The sequence below is a fragment of the Pseudomonas sp. 5P_5.1_Bac1 genome (assembly GCF_025466015.1).
Taxonomy (GTDB): domain Bacteria; phylum Pseudomonadota; class Gammaproteobacteria; order Pseudomonadales; family Pseudomonadaceae; genus Aquipseudomonas.
Genome location: NZ_JANLNX010000037.1, coordinates 355797 through 374809, shown reverse-complemented (window position 1 = coordinate 374809; position 19013 = coordinate 355797). Strand labels below are relative to the sequence as shown.

Here is a 19013-nt window from a genome sequence, read left to right as displayed (position 1 = left end):
ATCACTGGCTGGCTTGAGCGTCCTGCAGGCGCATCGACAACGCCACACGCTCAGCGGTGCCAATCGGGATTTCTCCCACGACCGTGACCATCATTTCGCCCTTTGGCGTGGTCAGTTGACGCGAGACAGCGGCAGTCGGGCCCAACTGGGTGCGAGCGTCAGAGCCGGCACCACTGTCGATCGTCTCGAGGAACACCGAAAACCGCGCCAGACCATCGTCATACATCATGCTGCTGATACTGTGCTTGCCGTCCGGGTCCTTGCGCACACTGCTGTTGACCAGCTCGAAACCGGGCGGCAGCCAATCCGAACGCCAGCCCACCACTGCCTCGTTGACCTGACCTGACGCCGGGACAACCTGCTGGCAATTGGCACTGGACTTGAGCTCACCGTCGCTGGGGACCCTGGTCTCCAGGCTGGTGAACTGGAAGCGCTCCAGCAGTTGCTCCTTGTCGTTGATCAACAGGGACTTCAGCGGGAGCGCTGTTTTACGATCCAGGTACAACTCGAATGCATAACGATGCTGGTCACGCGGGCGCAGGGTAAGAATCACCACATCGCGCCCGGCGACGCGGGATTGACCCGCGACGCTCAAGTCGTACCAGTTCATCAGTTTCAGAGGATCGAGGACTCGCGCCGACGACTGCGTCGCATTGCCCACACCCGGAAGCAGGGCCCCGCTCACGCATTGGGTCTGCCCATCGACACGCACGACTTCCTGGGCCGGACCATCGAGCTGCAACAGCCGCTCGCTGACTTTACCGTCCTGGACCCGATGCCAGATATCGTGGGTGGAGAAACTACCATTGCGCTCGTAAACGAAAGTGCCCTGATAACTTTGCTCCTGCTCGGCCTTGGCCAGACGGTTGAGCCAGTCAGCGGCATCTGTCGACGAGTTGGCGGCCAAGGCCGGCAGCGTCAGACAGCCGCTGAGCAAGAGCGGTATGAGAGGTAGCGCGCGCATGATCCTCCTTGGTGTTCCTAGCGATTATCCAGGCTGGCGGCACGAGCGTAAGGCAGTGCGCTTTCAGTACCCTTCACTGCTGCTTCCTGAGCGTGTTGGCGCATATAGCCTGGCAGACGCTGGTCTTGCCAGCCGCTTTGGCCTTGCAGCACGCCATTGGCCATCGGCCCGGTAGGCTGTTCAGCACTTTCACTATAGCCTGCCAGAACCGCCGGACCCTGGACCTGTGGTGCAACCAGGCCTTGTTGAACCGGTTGCTGGGCAGCCAGTTGGGCACCCGTGATTTCGTCCTGGTTGTACAGGCGTACACCGACCAGCACTGCCAGTGTCACCGAAGCGGCTACCGCCAGGCGACCAACAGTACGCCATGGGCCGCGAGTAACCTTGGCCGGCGTAGCTTCATCGGCCAGCGCGGCGGAGACCGCAGAGGCGATATCCAGTTTCGGCAGCAGCAGTTCCTTGTGCATCGCTGCACGGGCGACCTGGTAACGCGACCAGGTGGCTCGGGTGTCGGAATCGTCCATGGCACTCAATACCCGACGTAATTCCAGTTCGTCCGCTTCGTTATCCATCACCGCGGACAGCGATTCCTGCAAAGCTTCACGACTCATGGCGGTTCCTCTCTTGGCTGTCGCCGCTGTCTCAGGTTTCCTGCAACAACGGCTGCAGGGCTTTGTCTATGGCCTCCCGAGCGCGGAAAATACGAGAGCGCACGGTACCCACCGGACACTGCATGACGCTCGCAATGTCCTCGTAACTCAGACCATCGAATTCACGTAAAGTTAACGCCGTACGCAAATCTTCTGGCAGTTGCTGGATGGTTCGATGGACGGTGCCTTCGATCTCATCCCGCAACAGCGCGCGTTCTGGGGATTCGAGGTCCTTGAGGCCATGATCGCCATCGTAAAACTCTGCATCCTCGGAACTGACATCGCTGTCCGGTGGCCGCCGACCGCGGGACACCAGATAGTTTTTCGCCGTGTTGATCGCAATGCGGTACAGCCAGGTATAGAAAGCGCTGTCACCACGAAAATTGCCAAGAGCACGGTAGGCCTTGATGAACGCTTCCTGCGCTACATCCTGCGCCTCATGGGTGTCGTGCACGAATCGCACGATCAACCCGAGAATCTTGTGCTGATACTTCAGCACCAACAGATCGAACGCTCGCCTGTCGCCGCGCTGCACGCGCTCGACAAGCTGCTGATCCTCTTCCTGGGTTAGCATGAACACTCCTCGGTGAACCTGGAGGGGTGCTGCATTGGCCATCGTTCAGGCTTGCAACCATAGACTCGGGCTTTTTGCAAAAGTTCTCCCCCTCCAGACAAGTTTCCGGCGGCCCTTGATCGGCTCGCACGAAAAACGCAGCGCGGTCGCTGCCGGCTGCGTCAATAAATCAGTCTTCTATACATGGGCAACGATCAAACGACCGTCGCCTCCTGCCGCTGCGGCTGCTGGCGTACAGGCAACCCTCTATGGATAGGTACGTTTCCAGTAAAGTTCCACGCGTGGCTGCCAGAAGCGCGTCAGTGACATGGAAATCAGGGCATTGAGGCTGCTATAAAGGCACCCCACCCAGATTCACGATAGTTTCACAATGCCATAAACGCTTGACCATTGTGCCGATACCACCGTCCTTATACCAGTGTCCTTCGTGGTCGCCCCGCGCGGAAAATCCAGACATGAGCCAACAATTACAACATGACGTCCTCGTGATCGGCAGCGGTGCCGCGGGCCTGAGCCTGGCACTGAACCTGCCCTCCCATCTGCGCATCGCGGTACTGAGCAAGGGCGATCTCGCCAACGGCTCGACCTTTTGGGCGCAGGGCGGCGTCGCCGCGGTGCTGGACGATACCGACACCGTGCAATCCCACGTCGAAGACACCCTCAATGCCGGCGGCGGCCTGTGCCACGAAGACGCGGTGCGCTTCACCGTCGAGCACAGCCGCGAGTCGATCCAGTGGCTGATCGACCAGGGCGTGCCCTTCACCCGCGACGAACATGCCAGCGTCGACGACGGTGGTTTCGAGTTCCACCTGACCCGCGAAGGCGGTCACAGCCACCGGCGCATCATCCATGCCGCCGATGCCACGGGGGCGGCAATCTTCAAAACCTTGCTGGACCAGGCCCGGCAGCGGCCGAATATCGAACTGCTGGAGCAGCGCGTAGCGGTGGACCTGATCACCGAACGCCGCCTCGGCCTGGACGGCGAACGCTGCCTCGGCGCCTACGTGCTCAATCGCGCGACCGGCGAGGTCGACACCTTCGGCGCTCGCTTCACGGTGCTGGCCACCGGCGGCGCAGCCAAGGTCTACCTCTATACCAGCAACCCGGACGGCGCCTGTGGCGACGGCATCGCCATGGCCTGGCGCGCCGGTTGCCGGGTGGCCAACCTGGAATTCAACCAGTTCCACCCGACCTGCCTGTATCACCCGCAGGCCAAAAGTTTCCTGATCACCGAGGCCCTGCGTGGCGAAGGCGGATTGCTCAAGCTGCCCAACGGCGAACGCTTCATGCACCGCTTCGACCCGCGCGCCGAACTGGCGCCACGGGATATCGTCGCCCGCGCCATCGACCATGAAATGAAGCGACTGGGCGTGGACTGCGTCTATCTGGACATCAGCCACAAGCCCGCCGATTTCGTCAAAAGCCACTTCCCGACCGTCTACGAACGCTGCCTGACCTTCGGCATCGACATTACCCGCCAGGCGATCCCGGTGGTCCCGGCCGCCCACTACACCTGTGGCGGCGTGATGATCGACCAGGACGGTCGCACCGATGTGCCGGGCCTCTACGCCATCGGCGAAACCAGTTTCACCGGCCTGCACGGCGCCAACCGCATGGCCAGCAACTCGCTGCTGGAGTGTTTCGTCTATGGTCGTTCGGCGGCTGCCGACATCGTCGCGCAACTGGAACAGGTCGGCATGCCCAACGCCCTGCCCTGCTGGGACGCCAGCCAGGTGACCGACTCGGACGAGGACGTGATCATCGCGCACAACTGGGACGAGTTGCGGCGGTTCATGTGGGACTACGTCGGCATCGTGCGCACCAACAAGCGCCTGCAACGGGCCGAGCACCGCGTGCGCCTGCTGCTGGATGAAATCGACGAGTTCTACAGCAACTACAAAGTCAGCCGCGACCTGATCGAGCTGCGCAACCTGGCCCAGGTTGCCGAGCTGATGATCAAGTCAGCCATGCAGCGCAAGGAGTCCCGCGGCCTGCATTACACCCTGGACTATCCGAACCTGCTGCCGGATGCCAAGGACACTATTCTGCAGCCGCCCACCTTTTCCGACTGAACTTCAGCCGCAAGCGCAGGCGCCGGTGCTGCACCGGCTCCAGCGCGTCATGGCCGATGCACTGGCTGCGGGCGAAGAATTGCCCGGGCCTGTGGAAACGCAGGATCACCAACCCCGGCAGCGCCATGCTGTCGCGGCGCAATTGCACCGCGTGCCAGCCACGAACGGCACTCCATAGCTGCCAGCCATGGGCATCGCGGCGCAGTCGGGTGATGGCGTCGGGGTGGGAAAGGAGGATCTGGCGGGGAATGCCCCAGAAGGCATGCCCCAGGCTAAGGGCCAGGCCCGCGAGGGCAAGCAGTGGCGGGATCGCCAGGAGCGCAAGCGCCGTGATGGCCAGCGCGAGACAGGCGAGATAAGCCGCCAGCAGTAGCTTCGAGCCCTGCCAGCGGCACTCGAAACTGTTACTTGGGCTGGACACGGTCCAGGATGATGCGAACCATGCGTTGCAGTTCCGGGTCTTCGGACTCGGAGCGTTCCATGAACCAGCCGAACATGTCCTGGTCTTCACAGCTCAGCAGACGAACATACAGCTCGCGATCCGTCTCGCTCAGGGTCGAGTAAACCTCCTGGGTGAAAGGTACCAGCAGTACGTCCAGTTCCAGCATGCCGCGGCGGCTGTGCCAGAACAGTCGATTGAGTTCAGTTTGTTCGACCATGGGGCCCTCCTCGAATAGGCGGCCAGTATACAGACCGGACCCCACAAGGGCACACGGCATTGGTCTAGGTCCGCTACCTATTTTGCCAATGGCACTCTATGATGGCCCCCAGTCTTATTTCACCTGCGATGAACCATGGCCGACTCCGCTTTTTTCTGCACCCTCTCCCATGAAGGCGTCCTCGCTGTACGCGGTTCGGACGCTGGCAAGTTCCTTCAAGGTCAACTGACCTGCCATATCGGTTATCTCAGCGAAAACACCTCCAGCCTCGGCTCGCGCTGCATGCAGAAAGGCCGGATGCAATCGAGCTTCCGCATCCTTCCCGAAGGCGATGGCTTCCTTCTGGCCATAACCCGCGAGCTGCTGGAGCCGCAACTGGCCGACCTGAAGAAGTACGCCGTGTTCTCCAAGGCCAAGCTCACCGACGAAAGCGCTGCCTGGGTCCGTTTCGGCCTGAGCCACGGTGAAGCTGCCCTCGCCTCCCTGGGCCTGGAAGTGCCGGATCAGGCTGGCGCCACCGTGCGCCATGACGGTCTGATCGCGATCAATGTTTCTCCTCACCGTGTCGAACTGTGGGTGCCTGCCGCCCAGGCCGACTCGGTGCGTGCGAAATTGAGTGACCATCTGTCGGAAGGCGAGCTGGACGACTGGCTGCTCGGACAAATCCGCGCCGGTATCGGACAGGTCATGGAACAGACCCGCGAGTTGTTCATTCCACAGATGATCAACCTGCAGGCGGTGGGTGGCGTCAGCTTCAAGAAAGGCTGCTACACCGGCCAGGAAATCGTCGCCCGCATGCAATACCTCGGCAAGCTCAAGCGCCGCCTTTACCGGCTGGCCCTGAGCGAGGGCGAGATGCCGGCCCCCGGCAGCGAAATTTTCTCGCCGACCCACGGTTCATCCGTCGGTGAAGTGGTGATTGCCGCCCGCGGCGAACTGCTCGCGGTGCTGACGGCCGACGCCGTCGAAGACGACAACTTGCACCTGGGCAGTCTCGAAGGTCCACGCCTGAGCCTGCTGCCGTTACCTTACGAACTGGACCGCGACCGCGAGATCCAGCGCTGAACCCGCCACGCCCCACCGCGCATACCGACGGGGCCATCCCTGAACGCGGGAGAGAATCACGATGAACACGCTGGCCGAGATGGTCCAAACGCAGTTACTGGCCGCCATCGACAATGACGATCTGGTCTTGCCGACCCTGCCCGAGGTTGCCTTGAGCATCCGCGAAGCGGCGGAAGACAGCGAGATCAGTGTCAGCACCCTGAGCAAGGTGATCGGCAGCGACGCCGCCCTCGCCGCTCGCCTGATCAAAGTGGTCAACAGCCCGCTGCTGCGCGCTATTACTGAAGTCACAGACCTGCAGACCGCGATCACCCGACTGGGGGTCAACTACAGCTGCAACCTCGCGATTGGCCTGGTGATCGAGCAGATCTTCCATGCCCGCTCGGAAGTGATCGAGCAAAAAATGCGGGAAATCTGGGCGAAAAGCCTTGAGGTTGCGGGGATAAGCTATGAACTGTGCCAACGCTTCACCGAGCTGAAGCCCGATCAGGCCGCCCTCGCGGGGCTGGTCCATCAGATCGGCGTGCTGCCGATCCTGACCTATGCCGAGGAGCACAACGAACTGCTGTCGGACCCGGTTTGCCTGAACCATGTGATCGAGCAGATCCAACCGGTGCTGGGCGACAAGATCCTCAGCGTCTGGGAGTTCCCCGAGCAACTTGCCGGGTTACCGGGAGAGGTGCAGAACCTGGACCGGGAATCCGCCAAGGTGGACTACATCGACATCGTCCAGATCGCCCGGGTGCTGTGCGATAGCAACGAGTGGGAACGGCCGCTGGCGGCGTTGCCGGCGTTCAGGCATCTGCGGTTGTCGGCGAGCAGTCCGGTGCTGTCGGAAGAGCTGATGGATGCGAAGCGGATGTTCCGCTGACATTGAGGCCTGAAACCATCACCCCGCCGGATTGAAACTCACCCGAACCTTCAACCCGCCCTTCTCGCCATCATGCAAGCTGATGGCGGCAAGGTGCGCGCGGCAGATCTCACCGACAATCGCCAGACCCAACCCGGTGCCCTGGGCACTGCCCCGGTAAAAGCGTTCGAAGACTTTCTCCCGCTCCTGCTCCGGTATACCCGGCCCGTCATCCTCGACTTCCAGCTCGCCCGGTGCCGTGACCCGCAAGATCACGTTGCCGCCCTTGGGCGTGTGCGCCAAAGCGTTGTCTACCAGATTACTGAGCAACTCGTTGAGCAGCGTCGGCTCGCCACGCACCCACACCGGCGCCTCGGCCTCCAGCGCCAGGGCGATCCCGCGGGCATGGGCCAGCGGCGCCATGGCCATGCCCAGTTCCCGCGCCAACTGACTGAGATCGAGCAATTGTGCGCCGCCCTCGGCAATCGCCCGGGCGCCGTTTTCCACCCGGGCCATGGACAGCAACTGATTGGCCAGGTGGGTCAGCTTGTCAGTGCTCTGCGCCGTGGCCTGCAGGGTTTCATGCCAGACCTGCGGCTCTTTCGAGCGCAGCCCCAACTCGACTCGAGCCTTGAGCGCCGCCAACGGCGTGCGCAACTCGTGAGCGGCATCGGCGATGAATTGCGCCTGACGCTCGAACTGCTCGCGCAAGCGTTCGGTGAAGTGGTTCAAGGCCCGCACCAGCGGCCCCAGTTCGTGCTGCACCTCGACCGAAGGCAAGGGCCGCAGGTCGTCCGGCTGGCGCTCTTCCACGGCGCCGCGCAACCGTTCCAGTGGTCGCAGCGCCGCACTGACGGCAAACCACACCAGCAGCAATGCCCCCAGCGCCAGCATGCCGAGGCGCAGCAACGTATCGGCCATCAGGCTGCGGGCCATGCGGACCCGCGCTTCCTCGGTCTCGGCCACGCGAATCTCGGCCATGCCGTTCATGTTCGGTTCGCTGACCGCCTTGAGCAGGCTGACCACGCGCACATCCTGGCCCAGGTAGCGCGCATCGTAGAACCGCGCCAGCGCCGGGTAATCGTCGGTGCGTGGGGTGCCGGGCGGCGGCGCCGGCAGGTTTTCGTAGCCGGAAATCAGCTTCTGGTGGATGTCGTTGACCTGGTAGTAGATGCGTCCGGCGCTGTCGTAGGCAAAGGTGTCGAGCGCCACGTAGGGCACATCGGCGCTGAGGGTGCCATCGCGCTGCGACAACCCGGCGGCGATGGTCCGCGCCGAGGCCAGCAGGGTCCGGTCGTAGGCGGTGTCGGCAGCTTCGCGACCGTTCCAGTAGGCACTCAGGCCGCTAGCGATCATCAGCACCACCAGCAGCAGTGCCAGGTTCCACAGCAGGCGGCCGCGCAGGCTGCCGGCGCTACGCATCACGGTGCTCAAGGAGGTAGCCGAGGCCACGGAAGGTGACGATGGCGACAGCGTGGCCATCGAGTTTCTTGCGCAGCCGATGGACGTAGATTTCGATGGCGTCGGCGCTGGCTTCCTCGTCCAGGCCGAAGACCTGGGAGGCCAGTTGCTCCTTGCTCATCACCCGGCCAGGACGGGCGATCAACGCCTCCAGCACTGCCTGTTCGCGGGAGGTCAGGGTCAGCAGTTCATCGCTGAGGGTGAAGCGCCGGGTATCAAGGTCGTAGACCAGCGGACCGCAGCGCTGCTGGCGCTCGCCGCCGAGCACGCTGCGCCGTAGCAGGGCCTTGACCCGCGCTTCCAGCTCGGTCAGTTCGAACGGCTTGGCCAGGTAATCGTCAGCGCCGAGGTTGAGGCCGTGGACCCGGTCCTTGACGTCACTGCGCGCGGTGAGCATCAGCACCGGGACGGTCTTGCCACGGGCACGCAGGCGCGCCAGCACTTCGAAACCGTCCATCCGCGGCAGGCCCACATCGAGCACCGCCACCGCGTATTCCTCGCTGGCCAGGGCCAGGTCGGCGGCCACGCCATCGTGCAGCACGTCCACGGTCAGGCCGGTGCTTTTCAGCGCCTGGGCCACGCTTTCGGCCAGTTGCAGATGGTCTTCGACGAGCAGCACTCGCATCGATTTCTCCCGGTCGCATCGCGTTCAGTGGCGCGGAGTTTACAGAGGAAGCATGGCCTGTGAAGCCACCGCGCGGATGAAAGTCGATTGAAAGGTTAGCGAAAGGTTGAGCCCCTAGCATCCGTTCACGGCCCTTTCCGGGAGCCGTAGAACGAACCGCAGTGTTCGAACCGATAAGAACAATAAACGGGGTTACTCCACGATGCTGTCATCACAGCCGCAGGCGTTCGCGCCTACTCGTCGTCCTTCCGCTCGTCCGACTTCCCTCGCCAGCGCCATTGCCCTTTGCAGCGTCGCCCCGCTGAGCCAGGCCGCCTTCATCGAAGACAGCAGCGCCACCTTCGAAACCCGCAACATGTACTTCAACCGCGACTTTCGCGACGGCACCAGCGCGCAGCAATCCAAGCGCGACGAATGGGCCCAGGGTTTCATGCTCAACCTCCAGTCCGGCTACACCGAAGGCACCGTCGGTTTTGGCGTCGATGCGCTGGGCATGCTCGGCATCAAGCTCGACTCCAGCCCCGACCGCACCGGCACCGGCCTGTTGCCGACCCATGATGACGGCCGCGCCGCCGACGAATACTCCAAGCTCGGCCTGACCGGCAAGGTGAAGATCTCCGCCACCGAGCTGAAGATCGGCACGCTGATCCCGGAACTGCCAACCCTCAAGCCCAACGACGGGCGGATCCTGCCGCAGACCTTCGAAGGCGGATTGCTGACCTCCAAAGAATTGAAGAACCTGACCTTCACCGGCGGGCGCCTGGAGAAGGCCAAGGATCGCGATGACACCAACAAGGAAGACATCGCACTGAACAACAAGAACGGTCGCTTCCTCGGCACCGTCGCCGGCAATCATTTCGACCTCGCCGGCCTGGACTACAAATTCACCGACCGCATCACCGGCAGCTATCACTTCGCCCAGCTCGACGATGTGTATCGCCAGCACTTCGCCGGCCTGGTCGCCACCCAGCCGTTCGGTCCGGGCACCTTCGGCGCCGACCTGCGCCTGGCGATCAGCGATGACCAGGGCCAGGCCCGCGGCGGCAAGATCGACAACACCTCGCTCAACGGCATGCTCAGCTACGGCCTCAACGGCCACAAGTTCAGCGCCGCCTACCAGAGCATGTCCGGCGACAGCGCCTTCCCCTACGTGGATGGCTCCGACCCGTACCTCGTCAACTTCGTCCAGATCAACGACTTCGCCGGGGCCGACGAGCGCTCCTGGCAAGTGCGTTACGACTACGACTTCGCCAAACTCGGCATTCCAGGGCTGAGCTTCATGACCCGTTACGTCAACGGGGACAACGTCAGCCTGGCGAACGGCAGCGAAGGCAAAGAATGGGAACGCAACACCGAGCTCAAGTACGTGGTGCAGAGCGGGACGCTGAAAAACGTCGCCGTACGCCTGCGCAACGCCACCTACCGCTCCAACTTCGCCCGCGACGCGGACGAGGTGCGGCTGCTGGTGAGCTACAGCGTGGCCCTGTGGTAATCCGCCTATAACAATTAAAGCTACGGAGACTGACGATGACCTTTTCACTACGCCGAATCGCCCTCGCCACCGGTTGCCTGTTGCTGGCCGGCCAGGTGCTGGCTGCCGAACCGAAACGCCCTGAATGCATCGCCCCGGCCTCGCCGGGCGGTGGCTTCGACCTGACCTGCAAGTTGGTGCAAAGCGCACTGGTCAACGAGAAAATTCTCAGCAAGCCAATGCGTGTGACCTACATGCCCGGCGGTGTCGGCGCGGTGGCCTACAACGCCGTGGTCGCCCAGCGTCCGGGCGACGCCGGGACGCTGGTGGCCTGGTCCAGCGGTTCGTTGCTGAACCTGGCCCAGGGCAAGTTCGGCCGGTTCGACGAGAACGCCGTGCGCTGGCTGGCGGCGGTGGGCACCAGCTACGGTGCCATCGCAGTGAAAAACGATTCGCCCTACAAGACCCTCGACGATCTGGTCGCGGCCTTGAAGAAAGATCCGAGCAAAGTGGTCATTGGTTCCGGTGGCACCGTGGGCAGCCAGGACTGGATGCAGACCGCGCTGATCGCCAAGGCCGCCGGCATCAACCCGCGTGACCTGCGCTACGTGGCCCTGGAAGGCGGTGGCGAAATTGCTACCGCGCTGCTCGGCGGCCATATTCAGGTCGGCAGTACCGACATCTCCGACTCCATGCCGCATATCCAGAGCGGCGACATGCGCCTGCTCGCAGTGTTCTCCGACAAGCGCCTGGACGAGCCGGAGATGAAGGACATTCCTACCGCGAAGGAACAGGGCTACGACATCGTCTGGCCGGTGGTGCGCGGGTTCTACCTCGGGCCGAAGGTGAGCGACGAAGACTACGCCTGGTGGAAAGCGTCCTTCGACACACTGCTGGCCTCCGAAGAGTTCGCCAAGCTGCGTGACCAGCGCGAGCTGTTCCCGTTCGCCATGACCGGTGAAGAGCTGGACACCTACGTCAAGAAACAGGTCGCCGACTACAAGGCGCTGGCTCGGGAATTCGGGCTGATTCAGTAGTTCCCCGGGGCTGCTGCGCAGTCCTTCGCGACCGTGCGGCAACCCGCCAGGCTCGCTCCCGCCGGGGCGAGCCAATCCTGAATACCGAACCCTGTGGGAGCGAGCTTGCTCGCGAAGGCCGCAACGCGGCCCCCTGCCCTCACCGAGGATTTCTTGATGATCCTGCAACGTGTCTTCGCCCTGATCCTGCTGGCGGTGTGTGCCGCCCTGGCCGTCATGGCCTGGCCCTACCAGGCCGCATTTTCCTACGAACCGGTCGGCCCCCGCGCCTACCCGCTGTTGATGCTTGGCCTGATGGGCCTGGCCCTGCTCTACCTGGCCTTTCGCCCCACACCGATTGTCCGCAGTGAGGACGAACCGGAACTGGACCGCGAAACCCTGAACAAGATCGGCCTCTGCGTCGGCCTGCTGGTGGTTTTTGCCGCCACCTTCGAATCCCTCGGCTTCATCGTCAGCAGCATCCTCATCGGCGTGCCGATGGCCCGTCTCTACGGTGGTCGCTGGCTGCACAGCGTGATCATCGTCGGCCTCATGAGCATCGCCCTGTATGTGCTGTTCGACCGGGTGATGGACGTTCCACTGCCGCTTGGCCTGCTCGACGTTCTGGAGAATTGACATGGATACCTTAAGTTATCTGGGCCAGGGCTTCGGCGTGGCCCTCAGCCCGTACAACCTCGTCACCGCACTCTGCGGCACTCTGATCGGCACCGTGGTCGGCCTGCTGCCGGGCCTCGGCCCGATCAACGGCGTGGCGCTGTTGATCCCCATCGCCTTCGCCCTCGGCCTGCCGCCGGAATCGGCATTGATTCTGCTGGCGGCGGTGTACCTGGGCTGCGAATACGGCGGCCGGATCAGCTCGATCCTGCTCAACATCCCGGGCGAAGCCTCCACCGTGATGACCACCCTCGACGGTTACCCGATGGCCCGCCAGGGCCTGGCCGGTGTGGCGCTGTCGCTGTCGGCGTGGAGTTCGTTCATCGGTGCCTTCATCGCCACCTGCGGCATGGTGCTGTTCGCCCCGCTGCTGGCGAAATGGGCGATCGCCTTCGGGCCGGCGGAGTACTTCGTGCTGATGGTGTTCGCCATCGTCTGTCTCGGCGGGATGGCCGGCGACCGACCGCTGAAAACCTTTATCGCCGCGTTGATCGGCCTGTTCCTGTCCAGCGTCGGCATCGACGCCAACAGCGGCGTGTACCGCTTCACCGGTGACAGCGTGCACCTGGCCGACGGCATCCAGTTCGTGGTGTTGGTGCTGGGCCTGTTCTCCATCAGCGAAATCCTCCTGCTGCTGGAAAAGACCCACCACGGCCACGAAGCGGTGAAAGCCACCGGACGCATGCTGTTCAACTTCAAGGAAGCGGCCTCGGTGTTCGTGGTGAATATCCGCTGCGGCCTGCTCGGCTTCATCATGGGCGTGCTGCCCGGCGCCGGTGCGACCCTCGCCAGCGCCGTGGCCTACATGACCGAAAAGCGCATCGCCGGTGCCAGCGGCAAGTTCGGCAAAGGTGACGCCCGTGGTCTCGCGGCCCCTGAAACCGCCATCGGCGCCTCCTGCTGCGGCGCCCTGGTGCCGATGCTGACCCTCGGCGTTCCCGGCTCGGGCACCACCGCCGTGATGATCGGCGCACTGACCCTGTACAACATCACCCCCGGGCCGATGCTGTTCGAACAACAACCGGACATCGTCTGGGGCCTGATCGCCTCGCTGTTCATCGCCAACATCATGCTGGTGATCCTGAACATCCCGATGATCCGCATCTTCACCCGCATCCTCGCCGTGCCGAACTGGGCGCTGGTGCCGGTGATCGCGATCATCACCGCGATCGGCGTCTACGCCGTGCACGCCACCACCTTCGACCTGTTCCTGATGGTCGGCATCGGCATCATGGGTTACATCTTGCGCAAGCTGGACTTCCCGCTGTCGCCGATCCTGCTTGGCTTCATCCTCGGCGGGCTGATGGAACAGAACCTGCGCCGCGCGCTGTCGATCTCCAATGGCGCTCTGGACATCCTCTGGTCGAGCCCGATCAGTGTCGCGGTGTGGACCCTGACCGTGCTGATGATGACCCTGCCGCTGATCCGCATCTGGCGTCGCCGGGTACTGCAGCGTCGCGCCCTGGCCGATGTCTGAGTCGTCTTTCAGACAATGTTGGGCAACCCCGCTGGTCGGCCTGGCCGGCGGGTTCGCGGCCAGCGCCATCGGCTGGCCGTTGCCGTTCATGGTCGGTTCGTTGCTGGCGATCATCCTGGTGCGCTGCCTGACGCCGTGGCAATTGGCGGAGATCCCGGGCGGGCGCAAGTGCGGGCAATGGGTGGTCGGGATCGGCATCGGTCTGCACTTCACGCCGCATGTCGCTGAACAGGTTGCCAGCCATTTCGGCCTGATCTTCTTCGGCGCGCTGATCACCAGTTTTTCCAGTGTGGTCGGCGTCTGGCTGCTGCGGCGCACCGGTGAGGACCGCGCCACCGCGTTCTTCTCCAGCATGCCGGGCGGCTCGGGCGAGATGGTAAACCTTGGCGCGCGCAATGGCGCCAACCTCAGTCGCGTGGCGGCCGGGCAAAGTCTGCGGGTTTTGGCGGTGGTGCTGTGCGTGCCAGCGGCGTTCAAGTACCTGCTGGGAGACGGTGTGCCGATCGCCCATGCCGGTGCGGTCAATTGGGCCTGGCTGGCGCTGCTGTTCCCGCTCGGCGCGCTGGTGGCGTGGACCTGGCAACGCCTGAAGCAGCCCAATCCGTGGCTGTTCGGGCCACTGCTGGTGGCGGGTGTCGCCAGTATCGGCTGGAACCTGCACCTGGGTCTGCCGGACGGCGCCAGCCAGATCGGCCAGTGGCTGATCGGCAGCGGTCTGGGCTGTCACTTCAACCGCGCGTTCTTCCGGCGCGCGCCTTCGTTCCTCGCCCGCACCCTGGCGGCCACCGTATTGACCATGCTGATTGCCGCCATCGCAGCCCTGGTGCTCAGTGCTGCAACCAACCTCGACCTGCGTTCGCTGACCCTGGGCATGATGCCCGGCGGTATCGCCGAGATGAGCCTGACCGCGGAAACCCTGCAACTGTCGGTACCGCTGGTGACGGCGCTGCAGATGATGCGGTTGTTGTTCGTGTTGTTTTTGGCGGAACCCTTGTTCCGACATTGGGCGGCCAGCGAGCCACCGCCAGAACCCTAGGCCCGCACCTGCAAGGCGCGGGCCCTGAGTTGATTACAGCGGCGGAACCTGCCAGTCGATCGGCGTCAGCCCACGCTCTTCGAGGAACTTGTTGGTACGGCTGAAATGCCCGCAGCCGAGGAATCCGCGATAGGCGGACAGCGGCGACGGGTGCACGGATTTCTGTACCAGGTGCTTGCTGCCATCGATCAGCTTGCTCTTGCTCTGCGCATGCGCGCCCCACAGCAGGAACACCACATTGGACTGCCGCTCGCTGACCACCTGGATGATCCGGTCAGTGAAGAACTGCCAGCCCTTGTTGGCGTGGGACGCGGCGTTGGCGCGCTCCACGGTCATGGTGGTGTTGAGCAGCAGCACACCCTGGTCGGCCCAGGATTGCAGGTAGCCGTGGCGGGGGATCTCGATGTTCAGGTCGCGATGCAGCTCTTTATAGATGTTGACCAGCGATGGCGGCGTGGCCACGCCCGGCTGCACCGAGAAGCACAGGCCGTGGGCCTGGCCCGGGCCGTGGTACGGGTCCTGGCCGAGGATCACCACTTTCACCTGGTCCAGCGGCGTGGAGTTGAGGGCGTTGAAAATCAGCGGGCCAGGCGGATAGACCTCTTTGCCGGCGGCCTTTTCCTGACGCAGGAATTCGCGTAGTTCGTGCATGTAGGGCTGTTCGAATTCGGCGCGCAAGGCCTCCTTCCAACTGGGTTCGAGCTTGATACGGTCGTCGTCGGTCATGGGGGTATCCGTTGAACAATGGGGCGGACACTAGGAAAGCTGTCCGCGCTTGTCAATCGATCCGACCGGCGACCTGCACGATCAGCCTCAGCGACCATACTTGTCGGGTCTACTTGAGTGAGGTCGCCCATGGCTGTGCAGTTCGAAGTACTCACCGGTGTCGACGGCGCGCGTCTCGGCATTGCCACCCTCGATGCGCCGTCGAGCCTCAACGCCCTGTCGCTGCCGATGATCGAGCAGTTGAGCCTGCACCTGCGTGCCTGGGCCCAGGATCCGGCGATCGTCTGCGTGCTGCTGCGCGGCAACGGCGCCAAGGCGTTCTGCGCCGGCGGCGACGTGCGCAGCCTGGTGGAGGCGTGTCGCGCCCACCCCGGCGAAGTGCCGCCGCTGGCCGCGCACTTTTTCGCCGCCGAATACCGTCTCGACCATTCGCTGCATCACTATCCCAAACCGCTGCTGTGCTGGGGCCACGGCCATGTGCTCGGTGGTGGCATGGGGCTGCTGCAGGGCGCCGGGGTACGCATCGTCACCCCGTCCAGCCGCCTGGCCATGCCGGAGATCAGTATCGGGCTTTATCCGGACGTCGGCGCCAGTTGGTTTCTCGCCCGCCTGCCCGGCCGTCTCGGCCTGTTTCTTGGCCTGACCGGTGCGCCGATCAATGGCCGCGACGCCATTGACCTGGGTCTGGCCGACCGCTTCATGAAAGACGAACAACAAGAGCAACTGATCGACGGTCTGCTGCAACTGAACTGGCAGGAACAGACCGCGATGCAACTCAACAGCCTGCTCAAGGCGCTGGAGCAGGAGGCGCACGAAGCGCTGCCCGCGGCGCAATGGCTGCCGCGTCGGGAGAAGATCGACAAGGTGCTGGATGTCAGTGATCCGGCCTGCGCCTGGAAGGGCATCGGTCAACTGGCGCAGCAGGACGACGTGGTGTTGGCCAATGCCGCGCGGACGTTGCTCAAGGGCTGTCCATTGACCGCGCATCTGGTCTGGGAGCAGATCCGCCGGGCGCGTTATCTGTCACTGGCGCAGGTGTTCCAGATGGAATACGCCATGAGCCTGAATTGCTGCCGGCACCCGGAATTCAGCGAGGGCGTGCGGGCGCGTTTGCTGGACAAGGACAACACGCCCCACTGGCACTGGCCGGACATTGCCCAGGTGCCGGAGGCGGTGGTCGAAGCGCATTTCAACAAGGCCTGGGAAGGACGACACCCCCTGGCGGATCTGGCGTGAGGCCAGGCGTCAGGGGGTGTCGGATTTAGCGATCAGTGGTCCCGGCCACGGTCGCCGTTGCGGTCGCCATTGCGTCCATCGCCGCGGCCGTCACCGCGATTGCCACGCCAACCGCCACCCCGGTCGTCACGACCTGGTCCGCGGCTCCAGTTATGGTCGTTGCGATCAGGACCACGGTTCCAGCCGTGATCATTGCGGTCAGGCCCGCGGTTCCAACCGCCGTCTGGACGACCAGGGCCATGACCGTCATAGCGACCAGGGCCGGGATACGGGCGGTGGGACGGGCCTGGCGCCGGTTGGTAGTAGCGCGGCGCCGGTGCGTAGTAACGCGGTTGCTGGGGTACTACGTAGTAACCGCGGTTGTAGGGATAAGCCGGCCGGTAGTAACCCGGATAGTCATAGCGATCGACCGAATAGACATCGGTTCGATAGTAGCCACCGCCCCCATAAGGCGCACAAGCGGTGAGCAACAAACCCAATACGGCAAGCAGAGAGAGTTGGCGATACATGGCGGCCTCCTGGACCGCGGAACTGCCCATCCCAGCGGCGCTGGTCGGCGTCGATCGGCAAACGTTCATCGACATTGAGTCAGACCGCGAAAAGTCCGTGCCGTGCGATTTCAGCAATAATTTGAAATAGGTTGAAGCCGACAAAAATCCTCCGGTTATTTTTTTGTTACACCTCTAGAATAGGAGGCACTGGTAGCTGCTCCCGGGATTCCCATGCCCCTTCGTTCCGCCCTGTTTTCGCAACGGTCCCTGCTGCTGGCATTACTGCTGTTACTTGGCTGCGGCTTCATCTCGACTTCGCTGGTCAGCTACTACGCCTCGCGCAGTTCGATCCGCGACAACATCGTCAATACTGAACTGCCGCTGACGTCCGACACGGTCTATTCGGAAATCCAGAAAGACCTGATCCGGCCCATCGTGGTGTCCTCGATGATGGCGCAGGACACCTTCCTGCGCGACTGGACTCTCGCTGGCGAAACCAACCCGGAGCAGGTCACCCGCTACCTCAGTGAGGTCGAGCGCCAGCAGCGCGCCTACACCGCGTTCTTCGTGTCCGAGGCGAGCGGCACCTACTACCAGGCCAAGGGTATCCTCAAGAAAATCGACCCGAGCACCGAGCGCGACCGCTGGTACGCGCGGGTCAAGCAGATGACGGCGCCCTACGAAATCAACGTCGACCTGGACATGGCCAACCAGGACCGCATGACGGTGTTCATCAACTACAAGGTGTTCGACTACAACCACAATTTCATCGGCGCAGCCGGGGTCGGGCTAACGGTCGATGCGGTGGTCAGGCTGATCGATGCCTACCAGTTGCGCTACCAGCGGGCGGTGTACTTCGTCGATGCCCGCGGCAAGATTGTCCTCACCGGCTCGTCCGGCGGCCCGGAAGGCGCCCGCGCCGGGATTTCGCTGGACAGCATTCCAGCGCTGAGCCCGCTGCTGGCGCGCATGCCGACGCCGACCACCGGCAGCCGCGACTACGAGCGCAACGGCCAGAGCCACTACCTCAATGTGCGCTTCATTCCCGAACTGGACTGGTACCTGTTCGTCGACAAGCCCATCGGCGACAGCCTCGACAGCGCGAAGCAGTCGCTGTACCTGAACCTGGCGATCTGCGGGGTCATCTCGCTGATTGTCCTGGCGATGATCAACGGCATGATCCGCCGGCATCAGGACGGTATCCAGGAACTGGCGACCCTCGACAGCCTGACCCACCTGCACAACCGCCGCGCCTTCGACCTGCTGGCGGCCCAGGCGCTGCTGGAGGCAGAGCGCACGCCAGCGCCGTTGACCGCCTTGCTGATCGACCTCGACCACTTCAAGGAACTCAACGACACCTATGGCCACCTGGCCGGCGACGAAGTGCTGCGCCAGTTCGCCCGGGTGCTTGAAGGCAGCCTGCGCCAGGCCGACATCCTCTGCCGCTGGGGCGGCGAGGAATTTGTCGTCCTGCTCAAGGACACCGATGCGACGAAGGGGCTCGCCGTGGCCGAGAAGATCCGCCAGCGCACCGAAGAGCGGACGTTCATGTTCGGTGAAACCGCCATCGAACTGACCACCAGCATCGGCTTGAGCAGCCTCCACGCCAACGACACCCTGCACAGCCTTATCGCCCGCGCCGACCTGGCGCTATACCGGGCCAAACAGAGCGGGCGCAATCGCGTCTGCTGCGAACCTTCAGCGCCCGACCATGGCTGATCCCGACCGCTGCCCCGCCTGCGGCGCCCTTAATCAGTGCAGCCTCGCCGATCCGCGCACCGCGGACCGGGCCTGCTGGTGCTACAGCGTGCAGATCGATCCGGCGCTGATCGAGGCGCTGCCCGCCGAGCTGCGCAACGTCGCCTGCCTGTGCCCGTCCTGTGCGCAGGTCGATGCCCAACTGAAAGCTGCCGACGTTTCACCAAACGGCTAAACTGCGCGCCCTTTTACGGCCCGTCCTTACCC

At 63.5% G+C, this 19013-nt stretch carries 20 protein-coding genes; 11 read left to right on the top strand and 9 right to left on the bottom strand.

Going from position 1 to position 19013, the window contains the following annotated elements; all coding sequences use genetic code 11:
* Position 1 precedes the first annotated feature (1 nt).
* From NTD82_RS07890 to rpoE, 3 genes are read right to left on the bottom strand one after another with little or no spacing between them, the layout of a single operon-like run.
* Positions 2-964 (bottom strand): MucB/RseB C-terminal domain-containing protein, encoded by a 963-nt coding sequence (locus NTD82_RS07890; RefSeq protein WP_262128280.1) that lies wholly within the window; start codon positions 962-964, stop codon positions 2-4.
* 17 nt (positions 965-981) lie between these two features.
* A complete protein-coding gene (locus NTD82_RS07885) occupies positions 982-1575 on the bottom strand; it encodes a sigma-E factor negative regulatory protein (RefSeq protein ID WP_095154837.1) in 594 nt (197 codons plus the stop codon).
* 31 nt (positions 1576-1606) lie between these two features.
* Entirely contained in the window at positions 1607-2188 is a 582-nt protein-coding gene (gene rpoE, locus NTD82_RS07880; protein ID WP_010220971.1) for an RNA polymerase sigma factor RpoE, read from the bottom strand.
* 455 nt (positions 2189-2643) lie between these two features.
* On the opposite strand from rpoE, the gene nadB reads away from it, so the two are divergent.
* Entirely contained in the window at positions 2644-4260 is a 1617-nt protein-coding gene (gene nadB / locus NTD82_RS07875) for an L-aspartate oxidase (RefSeq protein ID WP_110973370.1), read from the top strand.
* On the opposite strand, the gene NTD82_RS07870 is transcribed toward nadB, so the two are convergent.
* Together NTD82_RS07870 and NTD82_RS07865 are read right to left on the bottom strand one after the other, a co-directional pair.
* Positions 4229-4681 (bottom strand): protein YgfX, encoded by a 453-nt coding sequence (locus tag NTD82_RS07870; RefSeq protein ID WP_262128278.1) that lies wholly within the window; start codon positions 4679-4681, stop codon positions 4229-4231. The two genes, nadB and NTD82_RS07870, sit on opposite strands and share 32 nt — an antisense overlap.
* Positions 4665-4919 (bottom strand): succinate dehydrogenase assembly factor 2, encoded by a 255-nt coding sequence (locus tag NTD82_RS07865; protein ID WP_095154834.1) that lies wholly within the window; start codon positions 4917-4919, stop codon positions 4665-4667. The genes NTD82_RS07870 and NTD82_RS07865 overlap by 17 nt, the downstream gene beginning before the upstream one ends.
* Positions 4920-5054: 135 nt before the next feature.
* Here NTD82_RS07865 and NTD82_RS07860 point away from each other — a divergent pair, with 135 nt between their 5' ends.
* Positions 5055-5984, top strand: coding sequence for a YgfZ/GcvT domain-containing protein (locus NTD82_RS07860; protein WP_262128277.1), 930 nt, complete (start codon positions 5055-5057; stop codon positions 5982-5984).
* A 61-nt stretch (positions 5985-6045) separates the two neighbouring features.
* The gene (locus tag NTD82_RS07855; protein ID WP_095154832.1) at positions 6046-6855 is read left to right on the top strand and encodes an HDOD domain-containing protein; all 810 of its coding nucleotides are present in this window, start codon (positions 6046-6048) and stop codon (positions 6853-6855) included.
* 18 nt (positions 6856-6873) lie between these two features.
* Here the strand turns inward: NTD82_RS07855 and NTD82_RS07850 are convergent, their stop codons facing one another.
* Both NTD82_RS07850 and NTD82_RS07845 read right to left on the bottom strand, forming a co-directional pair.
* Positions 6874-8256, bottom strand: a complete 1383-nt coding sequence (locus tag NTD82_RS07850; protein ID WP_095154831.1) for a sensor histidine kinase — start codon at positions 8254-8256, stop codon at positions 6874-6876.
* A complete protein-coding gene (locus NTD82_RS07845; protein ID WP_262128276.1) occupies positions 8249-8920 on the bottom strand; it encodes a response regulator in 672 nt (223 codons plus the stop codon). Before NTD82_RS07845 ends, NTD82_RS07850 begins: the two co-directional genes overlap by 8 nt.
* Before the next feature lie 202 nt (positions 8921-9122).
* Between NTD82_RS07845 and NTD82_RS07840 the strand changes: the two genes are divergently transcribed.
* From NTD82_RS07840 to NTD82_RS07820, 5 genes are all read left to right on the top strand, one after another.
* The gene (locus NTD82_RS07840; RefSeq protein ID WP_262128275.1) at positions 9123-10412 is read left to right on the top strand and encodes an OprD family porin; all 1290 of its coding nucleotides are present in this window, start codon (positions 9123-9125) and stop codon (positions 10410-10412) included.
* A gap of 35 nt (positions 10413-10447) precedes the next feature.
* Positions 10448-11428, top strand: coding sequence for a Bug family tripartite tricarboxylate transporter substrate binding protein (locus NTD82_RS07835; protein WP_110973363.1), 981 nt, complete (start codon positions 10448-10450; stop codon positions 11426-11428).
* 156 nt (positions 11429-11584) lie between these two features.
* Entirely contained in the window at positions 11585-12043 is a 459-nt protein-coding gene (locus NTD82_RS07830; protein ID WP_262128274.1) for a tripartite tricarboxylate transporter TctB family protein, read from the top strand.
* A gap of 1 nt (position 12044) precedes the next feature.
* Entirely contained in the window at positions 12045-13559 is a 1515-nt protein-coding gene (locus NTD82_RS07825) for a tripartite tricarboxylate transporter permease (RefSeq protein ID WP_095154826.1), read from the top strand.
* The gene (locus NTD82_RS07820; protein ID WP_262128273.1) at positions 13552-14595 is read left to right on the top strand and encodes an AbrB family transcriptional regulator; all 1044 of its coding nucleotides are present in this window, start codon (positions 13552-13554) and stop codon (positions 14593-14595) included. The genes NTD82_RS07825 and NTD82_RS07820 overlap by 8 nt, the downstream gene beginning before the upstream one ends.
* Before the next feature lie 33 nt (positions 14596-14628).
* On the opposite strand, the gene ung is transcribed toward NTD82_RS07820, so the two are convergent.
* Positions 14629-15321 carry a uracil-DNA glycosylase gene (gene ung / locus NTD82_RS07815; protein WP_095154824.1) on the bottom strand — a complete coding sequence of 231 codons (693 nt, stop codon included), beginning with the start codon at positions 15319-15321 and terminating at the stop codon, positions 14629-14631.
* 129 nt (positions 15322-15450) lie between these two features.
* Between ung and NTD82_RS07810 the strand changes: the two genes are divergently transcribed.
* Positions 15451-16557 (top strand): enoyl-CoA hydratase/isomerase family protein, encoded by a 1107-nt coding sequence (locus tag NTD82_RS07810; protein ID WP_262128271.1) that lies wholly within the window; start codon positions 15451-15453, stop codon positions 16555-16557.
* A gap of 32 nt (positions 16558-16589) precedes the next feature.
* Here the strand turns inward: NTD82_RS07810 and NTD82_RS07805 are convergent, their stop codons facing one another.
* Entirely contained in the window at positions 16590-17066 is a 477-nt protein-coding gene (locus tag NTD82_RS07805) for a hypothetical protein (protein ID WP_095154822.1), read from the bottom strand.
* 213 nt (positions 17067-17279) lie between these two features.
* Between NTD82_RS07805 and NTD82_RS07800 the strand changes: the two genes are divergently transcribed.
* Positions 17280-18767, top strand: coding sequence for a sensor domain-containing diguanylate cyclase (locus NTD82_RS07800; RefSeq protein WP_095154821.1), 1488 nt, complete (start codon positions 17280-17282; stop codon positions 18765-18767).
* Positions 18760-18981, top strand: a complete 222-nt coding sequence (locus NTD82_RS07795) for a cysteine-rich CWC family protein (protein WP_095154820.1) — start codon at positions 18760-18762, stop codon at positions 18979-18981. The genes NTD82_RS07800 and NTD82_RS07795 overlap by 8 nt, the downstream gene beginning before the upstream one ends.
* The last annotated feature ends 32 nt before the right edge of the window (positions 18982-19013 follow it).